Consider the following 21,031-nt stretch of genomic DNA (forward strand, 5'->3'; position numbering starts at 1 on the left):
CTCATGCTCCGCGCCCCTCGGCATCGGGGCCCGGGCCGGTGAGGTGGGCGCGGACGGTCCGCGTCGTCGGGTGCTCCGGGCCACACGCTCGCTCCAGGACCGGCAGCAACGCCGCAAACTGGTCCCGGGCCGCCGCCGCATCTCCCGCCACGCCCGTCCAGTGGGCAACGTTGGCGCGGACGGCCAACGTGTCCGGGTGCTCCGGGCCGGACACCCGCTCCCGCACCACCAGCAACGCCGCAAACTGGTCCCGGGCCGCCGCCGCATCGCCCGCGTCTCCCGTCCAGTTGGCAAGGTTGCCACGGTGGTTCAGCGTGTCTGGGTGCTCCGGGCCGGAGACCCGCTCCCGCGCCGGCAGCAACGCCGCATATTGATCCCGGGCCGCCACTGCATCTCCAGTCGCGCCCGTCCAGTAGGCGAGGTTGCCGCGGACCGTCAGCGTGTCCGCATGCTCGGTGCCGAACACTCGCTCCAGGACCGGCAACAACGCCAGATAGCGGTCCCGGGCCGCCGTCGCGTCGCCCGCAAATCCCGTCCAGAAGGCGAGGTTGGCGCGGGCCGTCAGCGTGTCGCTGTGCTCTCGGCCGGACACCCGCTCCCGCACCGGCAGCAGCGCCGCAAACTGGTCCCGGGCCGCCGCCGCATCTCCCGCGTCTCCCGTCGAGTTGGCGAGGGTGGCGCGGGCGTTCAGCGTGTCAGGGTGCTCGGGGCCGAGCGTGGCGTGGTGGGCGTCGCTGATGATCTGCCCCACCCGGCAGGCGGTGCTGTAGTCCCCGGCGTGCTCCAGCGACAGGGCCAGCCGCCGCATCGGGTCGCCGAGCAGGTCGGCGACCAGCAGCGCGTGCGGCAGTAATGCCAGACAGGCCGGCCAGGTGTCGCGGACGATCACGTCGGCGGGGACGGCGGCCTGCACCAACGCTGCCGCGGCCGCCCGCCACGCCGCTCGTCGAGGCTCGTGCAGTTCGTCCAGCGTCACCGCTTGGACCAGGCGGTGGACGGACACGACGCCGCTCGGCGGGCCGATCAGGCTGTTCCGGCGCAGGCCCGCCACCGCGTCGTCCAGGCCGAAGCGGCCCTGCAGCCACTCGAGTTCGGCCCGGACCGCACCTGGAACGGCGGCCGGGAGCGGCCCGGCCAGCAGCAGCCGGAACGGGATGTCCTCCGGGGCCAGGCACGACAGCAGCCGCAGCAACGCGATCGACCCCGGGCTCGTCTTCGCCAGGTCGTCGAACGCCAGCCGCCACGTCGCGACCACCGGCAGCCGGTGCGCGGTCGGGGCACCCCGTGTCAGCAGCCCGGCCCGGTCCTGCTCGAGCAATGCGAGGTATTCGGCCAGGGTCCGCCCGGTGGAGACCACGAACGCCCCCGCCTGCGCCAAGGCCAGCGGCAACTCGCCCAGTTGGGCCGCAATCGCCCGGGCGGAGGTGACGTCGTACTCTCTGGCCTGGTTGAGGAGGAACTGCGCTGCCACTGCCGGGCTCAGCCCGCCGACCTCGACCGCCTGCAGGGCCGGCCAGTGCCCGTCCTGGGTCGTGACCAGGACATCACCGGCGCCGTGCGGGGGCAGCCACGTTCGAATCGCCGCGTGGTCCCGCACATTGTCGAAGATCAGCAACCATCGTCCCGGCTGCCGCGCCAGCGCTCCATGGACCCGGGCCACCGGATCAGCTTGTTCCAGCAGCCCGGTCGGGTCGAGCAGCTCGGCCAGCTCGTGAAACTGGGCCAGCAGGGCCGTCGCATCTTCAGCGTGGAACATCCACACCAGCGCATATCCGCGCAGCGTCCGGTAGGCGTACTCCAGCGCCGTCGTCGTCTTGCCCACGCCGCCCAGACCGCACAGCGCCACCGGCACTGGACCGGCGACTCCGTCGAACCGGGTTGCGATCTCGGCCAGCAGCTCGTCCCGGCCCACCACCTGCGCCGGCCGTGGATCCAGGCGCAGCGGCGCTCCGGCGGCCGTCCGCCGCTGATACACCACGGAGCCGACCGCGACACCGCCGCGATCAGCCGCAATCACGGCCGTATCCGGTCGTGGCCTGGGTACAACCCCGGGAACGGTCAGACCTCGCCCGTTCCCGGCGACGTAGGGTGCGCGGTCGTCGTCACCGGCCCCTGGATCGTGCCGGCCGCGACGCCGCCGTACGCCGCCTGTACGTGTACATCCCGGCCCGCCGCCAGCGCGGAACCTGATGCCGACACCGCACCGCCGCCGTCGGGGGTCAGCAGGTCACGCAAGGCGGCCGCGGCCTCAGGGTCGGCCCGCAGCAAGTCCTTGAGCCGCACCGCCCACGCCCCGGTCACCTCGGCCTCGCCGCCGGGACGCAGCCCGGCCGCGTCCTCGTCGAGGGTTTCCAGTGCCGCCTGCTCCGCGCGGGCGTCGCCGCGGCCGAGCAACCGTGCCACCCCGGCCCGCACCGCCTGCCAGCCGTCCTTTGCCATCGCCCCGACCAGTGCCGTCGCCGCGCTCGACGCCAGGGCCACCAGCTCCGCATCCATCACCACAACGTAGTCAGGTCCGCCAAACGTGTGACGCCGTCGACCGGGTACGACTCCGCGCCGTTCGGGCCCCGCGTTCCGCCCTTGTACCGTGGGCCCATCGACATCCGTACGCCGGGCGATCCGATCCGCGTCGCCACCGCCGATGGGCCGGCCTGGGTCGTGCGCCGCCGCGCCGACGTGGTGGCGGCGCTGAGCTCGCCGCAGCTGTCCGCCTGTCCCCGCCACGCGCGCGGGGACGACTACCGCGGCTACGACCTGCCGCCGGCGTTCCGCGAGAACATCATCAGCGCCGAGCCGGACGACCATCGGCGGCTGCGGCGGCTCATCGCGCCGCGAATGGACGAGGCCGCCGCCCGCCGGGCGCGACCCCTGTTCCGCGCCGCCGCCGAGACGACCCTCGCCGAACTGCCGGAGCGCTTCGACCTGGTACGCGACTTCGCCGGCCCGTACGTCGCCGCCGCCACTGCAGCGTGGCTGGGACTGGCCGAACCTCTCCGCGAGCGGTACCTGGCCTGGGCGGGCGACCTGCTGCGCAGCGAGCGGGGCCGGGACACCCTGCCGGCGATGGTCGCGCTCGTCGAGGACATCGACCTCGCCCTCGGGCCGATGAGCCCCGGCGAGACCAGCGCGATGACCTTCTACCTGCTGTTCGTGTGGTACGAGATCTGCGTGAACGCCGTCGCCGCCGCGCTGCTCACCGGGGACCCGGACGAGGCCCTGCGCCGCCACACCCCGCAGACCACAGCGTTCCGCCGGTTCGCCATCGAGGACCTGGGCGACATCGAGCAGGGCCAGACCGTCCTGCTCTCCCTCGCCGCCGCCAGCGCGGATTCACCCGGCGGCCATGTCGCGTTCGGGCACGGCCCGCACCGGTGTCCGGGGCAGGCGATCGCCCTCGCCATGATGCGCGAGGCAATCACCGCCGGCAAAGGTGGAATCGAGGTGCGGACCGTGCACGCGCGGTGGGTCGCAGGTCTGCGTACCTACGGGCCCCGCGACATCGAGGGCCGCAAGCGCGCTGTGTAGGCTCGCGCCCCGTGGAATGGAGTCGGGTGGCGGCCGCTTGCCGGGCGCTCGTTGCCGCGCCGTGGTTCAACGCCGCCTCGTTCGCCGTCATTGTGCTCAATGCGGCCACGTTGGGGCTCGAAACGTACCACGGCGTCGTCGATCGGGCCGGGAACGTCTTTCACGTGCTGGAGTACGGCTTCCTGGCCTGTTTCTCCATCGAGCTGCTGATCCGGTTCGGGGCGAACGTCAAGGGCTTCACCCGCGACAAGTGGAACCTGTTCGATCTCGCGATCATCCTGGCGCCGCTGGTCCCGGGCGTGCGTGAGAACGTGACGCTGCTGCGGCTGTTGCGGCTCGCTCGGATCGTGCGGGCGTTCCGGCTGTTCCCGAGCCTGCGGATCATCCTCATCGGCATCAAGCGGAGCCTGCCGGGGCTCGGCAGCTTCCTGCTCATCACGCTGCTCGTGCTCTACGGGTACGCGATGGTCGGCTGGATGCTGTTCGGGGCCGCCTACCCGGAGCAGTACGGGACCGTCGGGCAGGCCATGCTGAGCCTGTTCCTGCTGCTGTCCCTCGACGGGATCACCGACACGCTGCGGGCCGGGCGGGAGGTCACGGAGTGGGGCGTCCTGTACTACCTGTCGTACATGATCGCCGCCTCGTACCTGCTCACCAACCTGCTCGTCGGGGTCGTGCTCAACGCGCTGCAGGAGGCGCACCAGGCGGAGAAGCAGCCGGTCCGGGACGGGATGGAGCAGCGGCTCGCGGTGCTGCGGGCGGCGCTGGAGGACCTGGAGCGCGAGTACGCCGAGTCCCGCGGGCGCGAACCGGTCGAGGCCTCGTCCCGCTAGGGAGACGAGGCCCCGGGGCCGGAACCGCTACGCGTAGGTTTCGAACTCGGCGACCCTTGGGGCGGCCGTGGCGCTGGTGATGTCGAGCGTGACCTTCTTCAGCGACGTCCGCGTGAACGTGACGGTGCCGATGCCGGTGCCCGAGGCCAGGACGGCTCCGGTGTCGGCGTTCAGCAGCCGCCAGTTGCGGATGTTGCCGGTCGCGCCCGAGGCCTCGCGGATCGTGACGCGGGAGATCGACGTGGCCGAGCTCCACTTGACCGAGATCTGGCCGGTGGTGCCGCTCGGGGACCAGTACGTGCCGGTGTTGCCGTCCACGACGTTGCCGTAGCTGGTGCCGCTGGCCTTGCTCGAGCCGTCCGCGCCGGCGCCGATGCTCAGGTTGGTGCCGCCGCTCGTAGGCGAGGGGGTGGTCGGTTGCGGCGTGGTCGGCCGGGCCGACGTGGGCGTGGCCGTCGTGCCGCCGGTCGGGCTGGTCGGCGTGCAGCTGCCGTTCGAGACCTGCAGGCCCGTGCCGGCGCCGGCCGTGCGGGACACGACGTCCGGGACGCAGGACGCCGGGTCGAGGGCGTAGGAGTACGGGATGCTGATGCTCGTGTTCGACGTCGGGTTGGGGCCGGCCGGGTGGTTCTCGGTGCCGGGCGCGCTCCAGGTGACGTTGTCGAAGATGTTGCCGCTGACCTGCCAGGAGCCCATCAGGTCGGTGTAGAACGTGCCGAGCACGTCGGCGGAGTTCTTGAAGTAGTTGTTGTCGACCTTGGCCTTGCCGCCGTCGCGCGGGTTGATGCCGGACTTGGTCAACCCGAGGTAGTAGTTGTTGTAGATGTGCGCGGTGGCCGCCCGCAGCAGCGGCGTGCGGGAGTCGATGTTCTGGTACAGGTTGTGGTGGAACGTCACCGGCCCGTTGCCCGTGTCGCTGTCGCTGGAGCCGATCAGCCCGCCGCGGCCGGAGTTGCGCAGCGTGTTGTACGAGACGGTCACGTAGTTCGTGCCGGCCTTCATGTCGACGAGCGAGTCGTAGCCCTGGTCCTCGCCGCCGGACGCGTACAGCGTGTTGTGGTCGATCCAGACGTTGCTGACCGAACTCTCCATGCCGATCGCGTCGCCGCCGTTGGAGGTGGGCGAGCCGGACTTCTTCACGTTCCGCACGGTGACGTTCTGGATGATGATGTTCCGCGAGTTGCGGATGTGGATGCCCAGCTGGTCGAAGATCGCGCCGCCGCCGACGCCGATGATCGTGACGTTGCTGATGTCCTTGAGCTCGATCACGTCGGCGGCGGTGTTGCAGCTGCCGGAGACCTTGCTGGTGTTGCCGTGGTTGATGGTGCCCTCGACCTGGATGACGATCGGGGTGCTGTTGCTGGCCCGGCCGCACAGGGCCTGGTGGATGGCGGTACCGGTGGTGGCCCTCACGACCTGCCCGCCCGCGCCGCCCGTGGTGCCGCCGTTCTGCGTGGCGTAGCCGGTCACGCCGCCGGTCGCGGCCGACGCCTCGGGCATCGCCTGCACCACGACGACCCCGACGCCGACCGCCATCGCGGACAGCACCGGCAGGAGTCGCCATGCGACTGCTCGCCTCATCCTCGCCTCACCTTCGTCTGCAGCGCCATGGGGTGCCCGGCGAGCCGTTGGCGGCGGCCGCTAGGAAAGCGCTTTCCTGACGCCGGAGCATAGGACGGTGTCTATAGACGGGCAAGCAGTGTCCGGATTTGAAGGCATTTCCGGCCTGAAATTTTCATGCAACTAGTTGCAGTGGCGCCTCAGCCAAGCGCCCGCGAGGACCAGTGCCAGCCCGGTCAGGACCAGGTGCATCAGCGCCAGTCCGGTCACCGGCAGGGTGCCCGACGGAGCGGGCGGGCTGGTCACCGCGGCCGCCGGGGCCACGGTCAGCGCGAGCTTCAGCGCGTGCTGCGCCCCGTTCGCATCGGTGCCCACCGCCACGAAGGAGTGCTCACCCGCGGGCAGGTCCGCCGGTACCGTCACCGGCACCGAGAACGACCCGCTCGCGTCCGCCGTCACCGTCGTCAGGACCGTCGGGGCCGAGTAGATCGTGACGGTGACCGTGGAGTACGGCGCGAATCCGGTCCCGGTGATCACGATCCGCTTGCCGACCTCGATGGAGGAGATCGGCCCCTGATCCGTGACGAGCGTCAGGTTCGTGTCGGGCACGGTCGCGGGCGGCGCCGGCGTCGTCGGCGCCACGCTCGTCGAGGGCGCGCTGGCCGGGGAGTCGCCGCCGTGCACGCCCTTCGCGACGACGGTCACGGTGTACTGCCTGCCGCCCTCCGCCCCCAGCACGCAGCTCGTGTCCGCGGCACTGGACGTCTCGCACGTGGCCGGTCCGGGCGAGGCCGTCGCGACGTACCCGGCGATCCCCGACCCCGGCGCGCCCGCCGTCCACGACACCGTGATCGAGGCGACGCCCGCCACCGCGGTCACGCTCGCCGGCGCACCCGGTGCCACCCCGGGCGTCACGGTCGCCGAGGCGCTCGAAACGGAGTCCCCGGCCGGCGAGTGCGCGACCACGGTCACCGTGTAGGCGGTGCCGTTGGTCAGCCCGCCGACCGTGCACGTGGTCCCGGCCGACGAGCAGGTCGCCCCGCCCGGCTGCAGGGTCGCCGTGTAGCCGGTGATCCCCGCGGCCGGCGCCGGCGCCACCCACGTCACCACCGCGCCCCGGTCGGCCGCCGTCACGCCCGGGCTGGCCGGCGGGTTCGCCGCGGCCAGCGCCACCACCGGGTCCGACGCCCCGGACTGCGCGCTCTCGACGCCGTTGCGAAGCGCCGAGACCCTGAAGGTGTACTGGCTGCCGGCCGTCAACCCCGCAACCGTGCACGGCGACCCGGGACAGTCCACCGTGGACCCGCCGGAGACGTACACGCGGTACGAGTCGACGGTCCCCGGCGGGGCGGTCCAGGCGACCGACACGGTCCCCGAGCCGTTGACGGCCACGGCCCCGACGACCGGCGCGGCGGGCGCGGCCACGGCGACCACCGCGGTCGACGGCGCGGACGCGGTACCGTCGCCGGCCGGGTTGAGCGCCGTGACCCGGAAGCGATAGGAGCCGCCCGCGGTCAGCCCGCTCACCGTGCACGCCATCCCCGAACAGTCCCCGGTGGACACGACCGTCCACGCGCCACCGTCCACCGAGGACTCGACCCGATACCCGGTGACCGGTCCGCTCGGCACGGTCCACGTCAGGCGCAGCGCCCGGTCCCCGCCGACCGTCGCGACCGGGGTGCCGGGCGCGCCCGGGCTGGCCACCGCGACCGTCGCGGCCGACGGGGCCGAGGCGGTACCAGAGCCGGCTTGGTTCTGGGCAGTGACCCGGAAGCGGTAGGAGACCCCGGCGGTCAGCCCACTCACCGTGCACGACAGGCCCGAGGGCGCGGCGCAGTCCCCAGTGGACACTGCGGAGAAGCCGCCGTCGTCGGCCGATACCTCGACCCGGTAGCCCGTCGCTCCCGCCGGCGCCGCCCACGTCAGGGTCACCGCGCGGTCGCCGCCCACCACCGCGGCCGGCTGGGCCGGAGCGGCGGGCGGGTCCAGCGCGGTCACGGCGGCCGACGCCGTGGACGCCGCTCCCTCAAGGCCGCCGCGCAGCGCGGACACGGTGAAGGTGTAGTCGGTTCCGGCGGTCAGCCCGCTCACCGTGCACGGCGAGGCGGGACAGTCCACCGTGGACCCGCCGGGCGACACGTGGACGCGGTAGGAGTCGACGGTGCCGGGCGGGGCGGTCCACGTCACCGAGACGGATCCCGGCCCGTTCACCGTGGCCGCGGCGACGGTCGGGGCGTCCGGAGCAGCAAGGGCCACCACCGCGGTCGACGGCGCCGACGCGGTTCCCGGCCCGGCGGCGTTGCGGGCCGTGACCCGGAACCGGTACGAGCCGCCGCCCGTCAGCCCGCCCACCGTGCACGACAGCCCGGTCGGCGCCGCGCACGGGCCGGCCGCCACGACCGTCCACGCGCCACTGTCCACCGAGGACTCGACCTGGTACCCGGTGACCGGCGGGGCCGGCGCCGCCCAGGTCAGCTGCAGCGACCGGTCGCCCGCCACCGTCGCCGCCGGGGTGCCCGGCGCGGGCGGCACGTCGATCGCGGTGACCGCGGCCGCGGGGCCGGACGGCGCGCCCTCCAGCCCGCCGGCGACCGCCGTGACCGTGAACGTGTACGACTGGCCGGGGGTCAGCCCGCTCACCGTGCACGGCGAGGACGGGCAGGTGACGGGTGAGCCCGTGCCGTACACCGTGAAGGAATCGATCGTGCCGGGCGGGGCGGTCCACGTCACCGCGACCGAGTTCGGCCCGTTCACGGTGGCCGTGCCGATGGTGGGCGCGGCCGGCGGCATGGTCACGGTGACCGCGCCGGACTGCGCCTGGCCGTCCACGGTGGCCTGCACCGAGCCGGCCCCGGCCGACGTGCCGGTGAACGTGGCCGTGGCGGTGGCGGCCGGCTGGATGCTCGTCTGCTGGTCCGACAGCGTGCCGCCGGTCGCCGACCAGGTCACCGGGCGCCCGGCGAGCGCGCCGAGCTGCCCGGGCGAGACGCTCGCGCCGGCCGAGTCGGTCAGGAAGCTCGCCGTGGCCGTCGACGTCTCGCCGCCGAGGATCGACGTGGGGACCAGCGCGACGCCGAGCTGCAGCCGGGGCGTCGCGTTCAGGGTGCCGCCCGCGCCGACCACCGCGTCGCAGCCCGAGCCGCCGCCCGGACCGGCGTTGCAGCCCCACCAGTCGCGGGTGGCGGCGAGCGTGCCCCCGGCGAGCTGGATGCCGGGCGAGTTGCCGGTGATGCGGCTGTACGTCACGCTCGCACTCACCGCCGTGTAGAGCGCGCCGCCGAGGCCCAGCGCACCGCCGGTACCGGATGCGGTGTTGGCGGTGAACGTGCTGCGGGTGAACAGCGGGGCGCCCGACTGGACATAGACCGCCCCGCCGCGGGCGTCGGCTCCGGGGCCCGAGCCGGTCGCGGTGTTCGCGTCGAACGTGGTGTCGGTGACCTCCATCGCGCCACCGGCGACGTCGGCGCGCAGGGCGAGCGCGGCCCCGCCGTTGGCAGCGGCCCCCGGCCCGGTCGGGCTGACGTTCGCCATCGTGTTGGCGCGGAACACGGTGCGGGCGATGGCGAGGTTCTCGGCGGCGTGCTGGGCGGAGAAGTACACGCCGCCGCCCGCGCTGCTGCCGGCCGCGTTGCCGGTGAACGTGCAGTCCTGCACCGAGAGGCTGCCGCCGGCCATGGCCACCCCGCCGCCGGGCGCGTTCGTGCGGCTGGCCGAGACGTCGTTGGTGTTGCCGCTGACCCGGCAGTCCGACAGGCTGAGCGAGTCCGGGGTGGCCGCGCGGGGCGCCCCGGCGAGGATGCCGCCGCCGCCCTTGCCGTCGGACGGCCGGCCGTTGCGCACGGTCAGGCCGGACATCGTCACGTGGACGTCGCCCGCCTCGCTCGGGTCGAGGCTGAAGACCCGGTCGGTCCCGCCGCCGTCCACAATGGTCGATCCGGCCCCGTCGCCGGTCACGGTCAGGTGCACCGCCCCCGCGCCGCCGTCGACGAGCAAAGAACCGAGGCTCAGCGTGTACGTCCCGGCCGGCACCGTGACCGCGCCCGTCCCCGCGTTGCGGGCCCGGCACAGCGCCTCGCGCAGCGACAGCAGCCCGTCGGAGCCGGTTCCGGTCGTCACCGCCGCGTTCGCGCAGGCGCCGAGGTCGTCGACGTCGAGCGTCGTGGTCACCGCGTGCGTGTCGGCGTACGCCGGGCGGGCGAACGCGACCCCGGCGACGGCGGCGAGCACGACGGCCACCGAGGCGCGGCCGAGCCGCTCCACCCTGGTCCTCATGGTCCAGAATCTAGCTGATTCGCGTACGTTCGGTGCTAATCTGCGCACGCTGGGTAACCAAGGAGGGAGCGCCGATGGTGTCGCGCCGAGAGACGCTCGTGGCCGGGGTGGGTGCCGTCGCCGGGATCGCGCTCGTGGCCCGGGCGAGCCTGCCGCCGCTGAGCCGGGCCCGCTTCGCGCCGCTGACCGGGCAGGCGCTGGAGCTGGAGGCGGTGGACGGCTCGGGCGGGCGGCACGCCGTGACGCTGGAGGACGTGCCGGGCACCGAGCGCTCGTTCGCGCTGCGCTTCGCCGCGGCCGCGGAGGTGCCGGAGGGCACGTACCGGCTGCGCCACCCCGACCTCGCGCCGGTCGACCTGTTCGTCGCCCCGATCGGCCCGACCCCGGGGCGCCTCGAGGCCGTCGTGAACCGCGGCGCGGCATGAGCGGTCCGGAGCGGAGTGGAGGGGCCGCTCATCAGGGAGCACAGGTCCTCGTGCCGGCGCCGGAGCCTGCGGAGGTGCCGGCATGAGCGCGCTGACGGTCCGTCCCGCCGCGGCGGGCGACGACGCCTTCCTGCGGGCCGTGTACGCGGCGGCCCGGGCCGAGGAGGTCGCCGGCTTCGGCTGGGCGGAGGAGCAGGCGCAGGCGTTTCTGGCGATGCAGTACGAGGCGCAGCGCCGGCACTACCGCTCGGCCTGGCCGCGGGCCGTGGACGGGATCGTGGAGGCGGCCGGGGAACCGGTCGGCCGGCTGTACGTGGACCGCGGCGCCGCGGCCGTCACCGTGCTGGACATCGCGCTGCTGCCGGGCACCCGCGGGTCCGGGATCGGCACGGTGCTGCTGCGGGGGCTGCAGGCCGAGGCGGCCGCCCTGGACGTTCCGGTGGAGTTGCAGGTGGTGCCGGGCAATCGGGCCGTGCGCTGGTACGGTCGGCTGGGCTTTCGCAGTACCGAATCCGGCTCTTCTGCTTCTGGAGAACGGATCGCGATGCGCTGGCGGCCGCCCGGGCACGCCGAGTGGGCCGCCGCCGTGGGCGTCCCCGGCACCCTCGCGGGCGTCCGGGCGCTGCCCGCCGAGTGCTCCCCGGCGCTGCGGCTCGGACCGTTCGAGCAGTTCAGCGTGGCGCTGCGGGTGCCGGCGGACGCGGCCTTCGCCCAGGGCACGCACCGCTTCGAGCACCCCGCGTTGGGCGCGCTCGACCTGTTCGTGGTGCCCTCCGCCCGCACCGGCGACGACCTCACGCTGACCGTCGCGTTCGCCCGCACGGTGGCGTCGTGAGCACCCCGTTCGTCGGCTTCGCCCGAAGGGTGGCGTCGTGAGCACGCCGTTCGTCGGCGAGGTCCGCATGTTCTGCGGCAACTTCGCCCCGGCCGGCTGGACCGACTGCGACGGCTCCCTGCTGGACATCGCCGAGGAGGAGCTGCTGTTCAACCTCATCGGCACCACGTACGGCGGGGACGGGATCACCACCTTCGCCGTGCCCGACCTGCGCGGGCGGGCCCCGGTGCACTGGGGCAGCGGCCCCGGCCTGTCGGCGTGGATCCTGGGCCAGCTCAGCGGCGCGGAGACGGTCACGCTGACCCAGGCGAACCTGCCCGCGCACGGCCACCAGCCGATCGGCTCGGCCGCCCCCGGCACCGCCGACAGCCCGTCCGGCGCCGTGTGGGCCACGGTGCCCGACACCCCGTACGCGTCCGCCCCGGCGAGCCGGGTCCCGATGCACGCGGCCGCCCTGACCCCGACCGGCGGCGGCCAGCCGCACGAGAACCGCCCGCCGTTCCTCGCCGTCCGGTTCATCATCAGCCGGAACGGCATCTACCCGAGCCCGTCCTAGGAGCGAGCGTGACGGAACCATTCATGGGCGAGATCCGGCTCTTCGCCATGGACTTCGCGCCGAAGGGCTGGGCGATGTGCAACGGCCAGATCCTGCCGATCGCCCAGAACGCCGCGCTGTTCTCGATCCTGGGCGCGGTCTACGGCGGCAACGGCAGCACCACCTTCGCCCTGCCCGACCTGCGCGGCCGCCTGCCCGTCCACACCGGACCGTCCACTGTGCTCGGCCAGACCGGCGGCAGCGAGACGGTCACCCTCACCACCACGCACCTGCCGCCCCACACCCACGTCCCGCGGGCCGCCGCCACCGGCTCGTCCAACGTGCCGACGAGCAACGTGTGGGCCCCGTTCGCGGGCGGCTACGCCGGCACCCCCACCGCCGCCATGGCCGCCGCGTGCGTCACGAGCACCGGCGACGGCCAGCCCCACCAGAACCAGAGCCCGGCCCTGGCGCTGTCCTTCGCGATCGCGCTGCTCGGCACCCTCCCGACCCGACCGTGAGGTTCCCGCGATGTCCACACCGTTCATCGGCGAGATCCGCATCTTCGCGGGCAACTTCGCCCCGACCGGCTGGGCGCTGTGCAACGGCCAGCTCATCCCGGTCAGCCAGAACGTCTCGCTCTTCGCCGTCCTCGGCACCGCGTACGGCGGCAACGGCACCACGAACTTCGCCCTGCCCGACCTGCGCGGCGCGACGGTGTTCAGCCAGGGCGACGGCAACGGCCTGACCCCGTACGAACTGGGCGAGACGGGCGGCGCCGCGGCCGTGACCCTGCTCCCGGCCGAGATGCCGGCGCACGCCCACACCGCCCAGGCCGCTCCGGTCCGCGGCGACCGCAACAACCCCGCGGCCGCCACCTGGGCCGAGGCGGGCCTGGGCCGGGTGGCGGACCTCAACTACGCGGCGGCCCCGGACAGCACGGCGATGTCGCCGGCGGCACTGACGCCGACCGGGGGCGGGCAGGCGCACGACAACTGGCCGCCGTACCTGACGCTGACGTTCATCGTGGCCCTGAGCGGCGCCTTCCCGACCCGCCCCTGAGCACCGGCCCTGGCCGGCCGTGTCGACCAGGACCCGCAGTAGCGCCGAGCTTACTCAATGCGATCGATGGCCGGAAGTCGCCCGAGCGCGTTGCTGCGGCCGGGTCAGGCGCGGGCGGTGCCCAGGGCGGTCTGGATGGCCTTGACCAGCACCGCGACGACCAACGCGACCGAAGGCCGGATAGAAGACTCCTCCATGCTCACCGTCCCCGTGAAGCCGGCGTGGTCGGAGATCTTCTCCAGCTGGGCGTGGGCCGCCGCCGCGTCCGGGCCCGACAGGCCCAGAGTCGGCTCCATGCGCACCGCGCCGATCAACGTCGCCAAGGCGGCCGTGCGCTCGTCCGGCTGGTCGTCGCCGATCAGGGCGCGGCTCAAGCGGTCGCGGACGTCGGCCTCGACTGAAGGGTCGATGGTCGGGTAGCGGTGGAGGTGGTTGAAGCCGTCGGCCATCGTTTCGTCGACGTCGCAGATGATGTTGCGGGCGCACAGGTCCGACAGGACGCGGTCGCGCAGGCCGTGGCGGAGGCGTTGCAGCCAGGAGGCCGGGGAGTGCGGGGAGTCGGCGGCCAGGCGGGCCAGGACGGCGTCGGCGATGGGTTCGCCGGTCGGGGCTGCGTTCGTGGCCGCCAGCGTGCCCCCTACGTAGGCGATGCGGCCCGCCAGCGCCAGGTCGACCAGCACGGCGGCGGCCATGCCCAGGTCGAGGCCGATCGTCGAGCCGGTCGCGCGACCTGACTCGTTATCGTAGGCGAGCAGGAGTAATTCCTCGGCCAACGCAACTGAACCCATGACCGGACGTTAGCGCGTGCCCGCCAGGGGTCAAGTCCCCCGAACCGGCCATCCACACGCCCAAATATCCGATAAATCGGATATTTCGCGCTAAGCCCGCCAGCCAGCCGGCGTCCGGGTCCAGCGGTGGCGGCGCCAGGGGTGGCGGGGGGCCATGCCCAGCGCCGGGAGGCGGACCGTGAAGGTGGCGCCGCGACCCGGCGAGCCGGAGGCCGTGATCGAGCCGCCGTGGCCGGTGACCACCTCGCGGATCAGGGCCAGGCCGAGGCCGTGGCGGCGCTCCCCCGCGCCCGCGCCGCGGTGGAAGCGGTCGAAGATCCGCTCGGCGTCGGCCTGGTCGAAGCCCGCGCCGGTGTCGCGGACCACCACCTCGGCTTCGTCGGTACGCCGCACCGTCACCGCGATCCGCCCGCCCGCCGGCAGGTGGGCCAGCGCGTTGGCCAGCAGTTCGCTGAGGACCCGCCGCAGGGCCGACTCGATCCCGGCCACGAGCAGCGGGCCGCCCGGCGTCGCCAGGGTGATGGTCTGGCCCTGCTCGGCGGCCAGGTCGGACTCGGCGGCCACCGCGTCGGTGGCCAGGGCGGTGAGGTCCACCGGGCCGACGGCGGGCAGGCCGTCGGGGGCGGCGGACAGGCGGGCCGACAGCAGGAGCTCGTCCACGATCTCGCCGAGCCGGCGGGTCGAGGCGACCAGGCGCACCAGGTCGCGGGCGTCCGGCGGGCGGGCGGCGACCCGGCGGGCCAGCAGCTGGGCGCGGGTGTGCACCTGGGCGATCGGGGTGCGCAGCTCGTGGCTGGCGTCGGCGACGAAGCGGCGCTGCCGGGCCAGGGCCTCGACCAGCGGGGCGACCGCGTGCCGGCCGACCAGCACGCCCGTGATCACGGCGGCGAGGAGGCCGACCAGCGCGGCCAGGGTGAAGGCGAAGAGCAGGTGGCGGCGGTCGGAGAGCTGGAAGCGCGCGTCGAAGACGACCTGGACGACGCGGTCGCCCTGGCGCTCGGTGTGCACGTAGTACCGGGTGCCGTCGCGGGTCAGGCGGGAGTCGTGGGGGCGGCCGGTCGCGGCGACCAGCTCGGCGTCGGCGCGCACCGGCAGGCCCGGCGGGGGCGGGGTGTTGGCGCCGACGAAGGAGCCGTGCTCGTACCAGAAGACCCAGCTGCACGCCGGTGGGCCCGGCACCGTGCCGTTGGCCGCGCCCCAGGCCAGTTCGCGCTGGATGGTCGCCTCCTGGCCGCGGACCAGCACCGCGTACGAGATGCCGCCCGCGAGGGCCAGCAGCGCCGTGATGGCCAGGCCGACCCCGAGACCGAGCCGCAGCCGCGCCCGCCGGACGAGGTCCGCCTCGGAGACATTCACAGGACGCCCAGCCGGTACCCGAGGCCGTGCACCGTTCGCACGACCGGGCGGCCGAGCTTGCGGCGCAGGTAGTACACGTAGGTGTCGACGATCGACGCCGCCGCGGCCTCGTCGAAGACCCGCCGGCGCAGCTCCGCGCGGGAGTGCACGGTGCTCGGGCGGGCCGCGAGGACGCGCAGCAGCTCGAACTCCCGGGCCGACAGGGCGACCCGGGTGCCGTCGGGCAGCACGGCGTCGCGGGCGACCAGGTCGAGCCGGCCGCCGCCGAGGCGCAGCGACTCCGAGGGGGCGGGCACCCGCCGGACCAGGGCGCGGATGCGGGCGGTGAGCTCGTCGAGGTCGAACGGCTTGACGAGGTAGTCGTCGGCCCCGGCGTCGAGCCCGGCGATGCGGTCGCCGACGGTGCCCAGGGCGGTGAGCATGAGCGCGCGGGCCGGGATCGCCCGCGAGCGCAGCCGGGCCACGAGGTCGAGGCCGTCGAGGGCGGGCAGGAGGCGGTCGATGACCATCACGTCGTACCGCCGCGTCAAGCCCAAGTGCAGCCCCCGCTGGCCGTCGTGCGCCCGGTCGACGACGTAGCCCTCGTCGACCAGCGTCTCGGTCACCATCGCACTGAGCTCCTCATCGTCCTCGACGACCAGGAGCCGCGGGGGTTCCACGGCGCGCACACCATGACAATGGCACTGCTAGGGCACCGCAGGAGAGTGATGGATGTCTCTATCTGCGGGTTCCGGAAGGCTTGCGGAAAGCGGGGAGCGCCGTTCGATCCAGCTCAGCAGGGGCGTCGTCATGATCGTGGTGACCAGCGCGACGAGCACCAGGACCGTGAAAAGTGCAGGGCCCACGATGCCCGCCTCGAGGCCGACGTTGAGCGCGATGAGCTGCATGAGGCCCCGCGCGTTCATGAGCGCGCCGATGCGCAGGGCCACGCCGTTGGGCTCGCCGCGCACCCGGGCCGCGGCCCAGCAGGCGCCGAACTTGCCGGCGATGGCCACGACCACGCAGGCCACCGCGAACAGCAGCACGGCCGGGTCGCCGAGCAGGCCGAACTCGGTGCGCAGGCCGGAGTAGGTGAAGAACAGCGGCAGGAAGACGGTGGCGGCGACCGGGGTGAGGGTCTCGACGATCCGGTCGGTGCGCTCGGTGTGCGGCATGATCACGCCGACCGCGAAGGCGCCGAAGACCGCGTACAGGCCGATCACGTCGGTGTACCAGGCGATGAGGAACAGCAGCACGACCGTGCCGAGCAGCCGGCCCCGCTCGCCGAGGCGCTCGCTGCCCATCAGCGCGTCGCCGGTGCGCCGCCCGCCGAACCACAGCACCAGGCCGAAGAGCAGCGCGCCGCCGGCGGTCAGGACGGCCGGGCCGGGCTCGCCCGAGGCGAAGGCCAGCACGACGGCGAGCATGATCCACGCGGCCATGTCGTCCAGCGCGCCGCTGGCCAGCGAGAGCGAGCCGTACCGGGTGCCGGACAGCCCCCGCTCGGTGATGATCCGGGCGAGCATCGGAAACGCCGTGATGGCCAGGGCCACCCCCACGAAGGCGGCCGTGACGGGCAGCGGCGTGCCCTCCTTCTGCACCGGGGCGAGGCCGTCGGTGACGTACACCAGCGCGACCCCCAGCAGCAGGGGCGCGCCGACCCCGGCGACCGAGACGGTGCTCGCGGTGCCGGCGACGCCGGTGATGCGGTGCCCGGTGAACGCGTACCCGGCCTGGAACATGAACAGCACCAGCCCGATCTGCCCGACGACGTACAGCACGGGCAGCAGCGGCGCCGGGAACAGCCAGTGCTCGACGCCGGGCAGCAGCAGGCCCAGCAGCGACGGGCCGAGCAGCACGCCGGCCAGCATCTCGCTGACCACGGCGGGCTGACCGGCCTTGCCGAGCAGCCAGGACACGCCCTTGCAGAAGATCAGGATGACCCCGACGGCGATGAAGAAGGCGGGCGCGAGCTCGGTTGGCTTCACCGGTTGACCTCCTCGAAGTAGCCGGCGCACAGCCGCTGGCGGCGGGCGTCGATGACCATGTACGTGCCGCAGACGAGCTGGGCCAGCGCCCGCCCCACCCCGGCCCAGCGGTCCCGGAACCCCTGCGCGGCCAGCCGGAGCCGGCCCGGGGCGGGCGCGCCGGCCGGGGTCAGATAGGCGGGGCCGCGGCTGGGCAGCGAGCGGGTGTGGGCGGCGGCGGAGGCGACCCCGTACCGGCGCAGGACCTCACGGGTGCAGGCCCGCAGCATCACGGGGGCGGCGCCGCGGGCCGGGCAGGCGCGGTTGGCGACCACGCCGTAGGGGATGAAGTGCGCGTCGCGCCGCGCGAGGGTGAGCCAGCGGCCGGGGTCGAACGCGTCGTCGGCGGCCGGGCCGGTGCGCTGGTAGGCGAGGTAGTTGAACAGCAGCACGGACCCGGCCGGCAGGGTGACCCGCTCGTCGACGACGATCGGGGCCGAGGTGATCCGGTGCGCGATGCCGAACAGCGGGTGCACGCGCAGGGTCTCGTCGATCGCCCGGTCCAGGGCGGCATCGTCGTCCGGAGGAACCGGGCAGGACGCGACGCTCAGCAGCACGTGCGCCATCGCCTCGGACATCTGCACGACGGCGGTGTTGAAGAACGCGCCCTGCAGGTACCACGCCGTCTCCAATGCGGAGCAGCCGGGCAGCTGCACGGGACACGTCCCCGAAGCAATCCGGCCGAGCAGATACCGCGTCAGCCGGTCGCGGCGGGACATGTGGCGCAGGGAGGTGCCCTTGAGCGCCGTCACGACGTCGTCGGCGTTGGCCACGATGAGGTCGCGCGCGCCGGGCGGGCACGGCTCGGCGAACACCAGCTCGTAGTACACCTCGGCCCAGATCGGCATCATGAGGTCCCGCAGTCGCACGTGGACGGTGCGGCCGGGCGGCAGCGCGTCGAGCCGGCGCAGGGTCGCCGCGGTCGCCAGTTCGTCGGAGCGGGCGTGCGGCACGGCGAGGACCTGGCGGGTGGTGCGGGCGACCTGCCGGTACCGCTCCCCCGGCTCCAGATGTTCCTGGTGCATCTGCGGCCCGGGCGCGAGCCAGTACCAGAACAGGTCGGAGAGCCCGGCCCCGCGGCTGCGCCCGTCCGCCGCCGGATCGGAGTAGACGCGCTCGAAGTGCTCGGCCCCGACCAGCGGCCCCGGCACCGCGATGCCCTCCTCGCCGTTGACCCGCCGGAAGATCCACTCCCGCAGCCGCACGACGACGGCGGGCAGCCACCGCGGGACCGTCCACACCAGACAGACCGCCGCCGCGAGGAGGAGCCAGGTCATCGCCACGCCACCAGGTCGGGCGTGACGTCGGCCGGGCGGCGGGCGCCGACGAGCGCGAGGGCCCGATCGAGGTCGTCCTCCAGAAGCGACAGCACATCTTGTACTCCCCGTGCCCCGTCGACCGCGAGCCCCCACAACACCGGCCGGCCGACGAGGACCCCATCGGCCCCGAGCGCGAGCGCGGCCACGATGTCGGCCCCGCAGCGGATCCCGCCGTCGACGAGGACCGGCAGCCGCCCGCCGACCGCCTTCGCGACCGCCGGCAGCGCGTCGATGCTCGCGATCGCCCCGTCGAGCTGGCGGCCGCCGTGGTTGGAGACCAGCAGCCCGGAGACCCCGTGCTCGACGGCCAGTTCGGCGTCGGCCGGGTGCAGGACGCCCTTGAGCACGATCGGCAGCCCGGTGATCCCGCGCAGCCAGTCGATGCCGTCCCAGCCGAGCCGCGCGTCCATCGCGATGGCGCGCACCGCCCCGGTCGCGTCGCGCATGTTCTCGCAGACCAGCCCGGTCGGCAGGTCGTGGAACCCGTGCCGGTGGTCGCGCTCGCGCCGGCCGAACACCGGCGAGTCGGCGGTCACCACGAGCGCCCGGCACCCCGCCGCCTCGACCCGGCGCACGAGGGCGGCGGTGAACTCGCGATCTGGCTGCACGTACAGCTGAAACCACCACGCCCCCGCCTCCGCCGCGATCGCCTCGACCGGCATCGTGGCCGCCATGCTGACGACGAGGACGCTCCCGGCCGCCGCGGCGCCCCGGGCGGTCGCCAGCTCGCCGTCGGGATGGGCGAGGCGGTGGAACGCGGTCGGGGCGACCAGGATCGGCGCGGCCAGCTCGGTGCCGAACAGGGTGGTGCGCAGGTCCCGCGGGCCGGTCGCGCGCAGCACCCGCGGCACGAGCCGGATCCGCTCGAACGCCTCCTCGTTGCCGTGCACGGTCCGCTCGGCGCCGGCCCCGCCCGCGTAGAAGTCCCAGTGCGCGGGTTCGAGCCGGGCGCGGGCCCGGGCGCGCAGGTCAGCGAACATCGAGCTGCCGGCCGACGAACTCCGCCAGGGGCCGCACGTGGACGTCGGGCCGGTTCCACTGGTTCTCCAGGTTCTCGGCCAGGTGGTGCACGGCCGCCACCGCCCCGCCCCGGTGCACCCGGACGACGGGGTGCAGGTACGCGGCGTCGTGCGCCTGCCCGACGGTGTCCTGGGCGATCCGGCTCACGCTGATGTCGAACGGGTCCACCTTGTCGTGGTCCGGCCCGTACTCCAAGGTGGTCACGAACGCCAGCGGCAGCGCCCCGAGACCCCCGTCGCGCAGGTAGTCGACCGGCACCTCCTCCACATAGGACACCTGCTCGCCGTCGACGATGACGACGTCGCCGAGGAAGCCGAACTGCTGCCACAGCGCCGAGGTACGGTTCACCCGCGCGACGATGGCGTCGGCGATCGCCTCCGGGGTCGCCTTCAGCGTCACGGCCGGCCACGGCGTCTCGTGGTGGCGGGACTCCAGGATGCGGTGCAGGGCGCGCACGCCGTACCGGAAACCGTGAATGAAGCCGTTGGTGGACTTCTTGAAGTCGCGCGGCTGCGTGATGGTGCCGGCGAAGTAGAGCCCGGGCACGTTCGCCGACTCGAACGCCGACGTCTGCGCCGGGAACCGGTCCTTGATGACCAGTTCCGGCCGGGCGGACTCGTCGAAGACGGACGCGTCGAAGCGGAAGCCGGTGCAGGCCAGGACCCGGTCGTAGTACAGCTCCTTCACCACCTCGTTGGCGCGGGAGAAGGCGAACGCGACGCGGAATCCGGTGCCGTCGCGCTCGATCCGCCGCACGTGCCCGTCGAGGATCGCGTTGGAGGACTTCAGCTGGTACGTGTCCAGGAAGTTGTTGTTCACCGCCCGCAGATGCCCGACGTAGTGGGTGCGCCAGGCCATGCGCACCGAACTCGGCCCGGCGACGTGGATGACCGCCGTGGTCTCCATGAGCGCGTCGGCGGTCTCGAACGCGGAGTTGCCCTTGCCGATGATGAGCACCCGCTGGTCGAGGAAGTCCCGCGGCTCCACGGACATGTCGGCATAGTTTTCGGCGAGCTCGTACCCCTCGATGTCCGGCTCGTACGGCTTCGAGACCCCCGTGGCGACGATGATGTGGCGGGCGGCAAAGCGCCCCGCCGAACTGTCCACTGTGAACCCGTCGGCGTCGCGGGCGACCCGCGTGACGCGCGCGCCATAGGTGACGTTCAGCCGCAATCGCGTGACGAAGTCGGCCAGGTACTGGAGCATCACGTCGGCCTGCGGGAAGTACCGCTCGGTGTAGCGGGTGAACAGCAGGGACGGGTCGTCGCTCAGCAGCGAGTTCCAGTCCACCCGCAGGTTCAGCTCGGGGTCGTCGGTGCCGGTGTGCGGCTTGTTGATGGAGATCAGCTGCCGGTGCCGGGGGAAGCGGGCGAAGAACGCGCCCGGCCGGTCGGTCCCCTCCAGCACCAGGTAGTCGCGGCGGCCCTCGGCCTGCAGCAGCGCGGCGAGCTGCAGCCCGGCCGGGCCGGCCCCGATGATCAGGTAGTCGAGCACA

At 73.7% G+C, this 21,031-nt stretch carries 18 protein-coding genes; 7 read left to right on the forward strand and 11 right to left on the reverse strand.

The genetic code is table 11. From position 1 onward, the window contains the following. Position 1 precedes the first annotated feature (1 nt). Together ACQPZ4_RS36820 and ACQPZ4_RS36825 are read right to left on the reverse strand one after the other, a co-directional pair. Positions 2-2,017 (reverse strand): tetratricopeptide repeat protein, encoded by a 2,016-nt coding sequence (locus ACQPZ4_RS36820; RefSeq protein ID WP_433046399.1) that lies wholly within the window; start codon positions 2,015-2,017, stop codon positions 2-4. A gap of 41 nt (positions 2,018-2,058) precedes the next feature. Then, positions 2,059-2,496 (reverse strand): hypothetical protein, encoded by a 438-nt coding sequence (locus ACQPZ4_RS36825; RefSeq protein WP_433046402.1) that lies wholly within the window; start codon positions 2,494-2,496, stop codon positions 2,059-2,061. Between the two features lie 84 nt (positions 2,497-2,580). Between ACQPZ4_RS36825 and ACQPZ4_RS36830 the strand changes: the two genes are divergently transcribed. Together ACQPZ4_RS36830 and ACQPZ4_RS36835 are read left to right on the forward strand one after the other, a co-directional pair. After that, positions 2,581-3,525: a hypothetical protein gene (locus tag ACQPZ4_RS36830; RefSeq protein ID WP_433046405.1), complete on the forward strand. Its 945-nt coding sequence runs from the start codon at positions 2,581-2,583 to the stop codon at positions 3,523-3,525. An 11-nt stretch (positions 3,526-3,536) separates the two neighbouring features. Beyond that, the gene (locus ACQPZ4_RS36835) at positions 3,537-4,358 is read left to right on the forward strand and encodes an ion transporter (protein WP_433046408.1); all 822 of its coding nucleotides are present in this window, start codon (positions 3,537-3,539) and stop codon (positions 4,356-4,358) included. Between the two features lie 27 nt (positions 4,359-4,385). Here ACQPZ4_RS36835 and ACQPZ4_RS36840 read toward each other — a convergent pair whose 3' ends face one another. Both ACQPZ4_RS36840 and ACQPZ4_RS36845 read right to left on the reverse strand, forming a co-directional pair. Next, positions 4,386-5,939, reverse strand: a complete 1,554-nt coding sequence (locus ACQPZ4_RS36840; protein WP_433046410.1) for a pectate lyase family protein — start codon at positions 5,937-5,939, stop codon at positions 4,386-4,388. 162 nt (positions 5,940-6,101) lie between these two features. After that, entirely contained in the window at positions 6,102-10,190 is a 4,089-nt protein-coding gene (locus ACQPZ4_RS36845; RefSeq protein ID WP_433046412.1) for a fibronectin type III domain-containing protein, read from the reverse strand. A gap of 74 nt (positions 10,191-10,264) precedes the next feature. Here ACQPZ4_RS36845 and ACQPZ4_RS36850 point away from each other — a divergent pair, with 74 nt between their 5' ends. The 5 genes from ACQPZ4_RS36850 (at position 10,265) to ACQPZ4_RS36870 (ending at position 13,047) form a co-directional block, all read left to right on the forward strand. Next, complete coding sequence (locus ACQPZ4_RS36850) at positions 10,265-10,615, forward strand: DUF6916 family protein (RefSeq protein ID WP_433046415.1); 351 nt, start codon at positions 10,265-10,267, stop codon at positions 10,613-10,615. An 82-nt stretch (positions 10,616-10,697) separates the two neighbouring features. Beyond that, a complete protein-coding gene (locus ACQPZ4_RS36855; RefSeq protein WP_433046418.1) occupies positions 10,698-11,450 on the forward strand; it encodes an N-acetyltransferase family protein in 753 nt (250 codons plus the stop codon). Between the two features lie 37 nt (positions 11,451-11,487). Further along, a complete protein-coding gene (locus ACQPZ4_RS36860; RefSeq protein WP_433046421.1) occupies positions 11,488-12,006 on the forward strand; it encodes a phage tail protein in 519 nt (172 codons plus the stop codon). A gap of 8 nt (positions 12,007-12,014) precedes the next feature. Beyond that, complete coding sequence (locus ACQPZ4_RS36865) at positions 12,015-12,506, forward strand: phage tail protein (protein ID WP_433046424.1); 492 nt, start codon at positions 12,015-12,017, stop codon at positions 12,504-12,506. Between the two features lie 10 nt (positions 12,507-12,516). After that, a complete protein-coding gene (locus ACQPZ4_RS36870; protein ID WP_433046427.1) occupies positions 12,517-13,047 on the forward strand; it encodes a phage tail protein in 531 nt (176 codons plus the stop codon). A gap of 104 nt (positions 13,048-13,151) precedes the next feature. On the opposite strand, the gene ACQPZ4_RS36875 is transcribed toward ACQPZ4_RS36870, so the two are convergent. The 7 genes from ACQPZ4_RS36875 to ACQPZ4_RS36905 all read right to left on the reverse strand — a co-directional run bounded on the left by ACQPZ4_RS36875 (position 13,152) and on the right by ACQPZ4_RS36905 (position 21,030). Beyond that, positions 13,152-13,835, reverse strand: coding sequence for a GOLPH3/VPS74 family protein (locus tag ACQPZ4_RS36875; RefSeq protein WP_433046430.1), 684 nt, complete (start codon positions 13,833-13,835; stop codon positions 13,152-13,154). 90 nt (positions 13,836-13,925) lie between these two features. Further along, positions 13,926-15,191 (reverse strand): sensor histidine kinase, encoded by a 1,266-nt coding sequence (locus tag ACQPZ4_RS36880; RefSeq protein WP_433046433.1) that lies wholly within the window; start codon positions 15,189-15,191, stop codon positions 13,926-13,928. Beyond that, positions 15,188-15,850 carry a response regulator transcription factor gene (locus ACQPZ4_RS36885; RefSeq protein ID WP_433046436.1) on the reverse strand — a complete coding sequence of 221 codons (663 nt, stop codon included), beginning with the start codon at positions 15,848-15,850 and terminating at the stop codon, positions 15,188-15,190. Before ACQPZ4_RS36885 ends, ACQPZ4_RS36880 begins: the two co-directional genes overlap by 4 nt. A 27-nt stretch (positions 15,851-15,877) precedes the next feature. Next, positions 15,878-17,158, reverse strand: coding sequence for a cation:proton antiporter (locus ACQPZ4_RS36890; RefSeq protein WP_433046439.1), 1,281 nt, complete (start codon positions 17,156-17,158; stop codon positions 15,878-15,880). Beyond that, the gene (locus ACQPZ4_RS36895; RefSeq protein ID WP_433046442.1) at positions 17,155-18,474 is read right to left on the reverse strand and encodes a cytochrome P450; all 1,320 of its coding nucleotides are present in this window, start codon (positions 18,472-18,474) and stop codon (positions 17,155-17,157) included. The genes ACQPZ4_RS36890 and ACQPZ4_RS36895 overlap by 4 nt, the downstream gene beginning before the upstream one ends. Continuing rightward, on the reverse strand, positions 18,471-19,496 hold the full coding sequence (locus tag ACQPZ4_RS36900) for an alpha-hydroxy acid oxidase (protein ID WP_433046445.1): 1,026 nt from the start codon (positions 19,494-19,496) through the stop codon (positions 18,471-18,473). Before ACQPZ4_RS36900 ends, ACQPZ4_RS36895 begins: the two co-directional genes overlap by 4 nt. Beyond that, positions 19,486-21,030, reverse strand: coding sequence for an NAD(P)-binding domain-containing protein (locus ACQPZ4_RS36905; RefSeq protein WP_433046448.1), 1,545 nt, complete (start codon positions 21,028-21,030; stop codon positions 19,486-19,488). Before ACQPZ4_RS36905 ends, ACQPZ4_RS36900 begins: the two co-directional genes overlap by 11 nt. Between the last annotated feature and the right edge of the window lies 1 nt (position 21,031).

Source organism: Dactylosporangium sp. CS-033363 (assembly GCF_050942475.1).
Lineage (GTDB): Bacteria > Actinomycetota > Actinomycetes > Mycobacteriales > Micromonosporaceae > Dactylosporangium.

Excerpts from the sequence above, each read along its gene's own strand:
- ACQPZ4_RS36825 (WP_433046402.1), bottom strand. The coding sequence starts at position 2,496 with ATGGATGCGGAGCTGGTGGCCCTGGCGTCGAGCGCGGCGACGGCACTG.
- ACQPZ4_RS36845 (WP_433046412.1), bottom strand. The coding sequence starts at position 10,190 with ATGAGGACCAGGGTGGAGCGGCTCGGCCGCGCCTCGGTGGCCGTCGTG.
- ACQPZ4_RS36855 (WP_433046418.1), top strand. The coding sequence starts at position 10,698 with ATGAGCGCGCTGACGGTCCGTCCCGCCGCGGCGGGCGACGACGCCTTC.
- ACQPZ4_RS36870 (WP_433046427.1), top strand. The coding sequence starts at position 12,517 with ATGTCCACACCGTTCATCGGCGAGATCCGCATCTTCGCGGGCAACTTC.
- ACQPZ4_RS36850 (WP_433046415.1), top strand. The coding sequence starts at position 10,265 with ATGGTGTCGCGCCGAGAGACGCTCGTGGCCGGGGTGGGTGCCGTCGCC.
- ACQPZ4_RS36840 (WP_433046410.1), bottom strand. The coding sequence starts at position 5,939 with ATGAGGCGAGCAGTCGCATGGCGACTCCTGCCGGTGCTGTCCGCGATG.
- ACQPZ4_RS36875 (WP_433046430.1), bottom strand. The coding sequence starts at position 13,835 with ATGGGTTCAGTTGCGTTGGCCGAGGAATTACTCCTGCTCGCCTACGAT.
- ACQPZ4_RS36895 (WP_433046442.1), bottom strand. The coding sequence starts at position 18,474 with ATGACCTGGCTCCTCCTCGCGGCGGCGGTCTGTCTGGTGTGGACGGTC.
- ACQPZ4_RS36900 (WP_433046445.1), bottom strand. The coding sequence starts at position 19,496 with ATGTTCGCTGACCTGCGCGCCCGGGCCCGCGCCCGGCTCGAACCCGCG.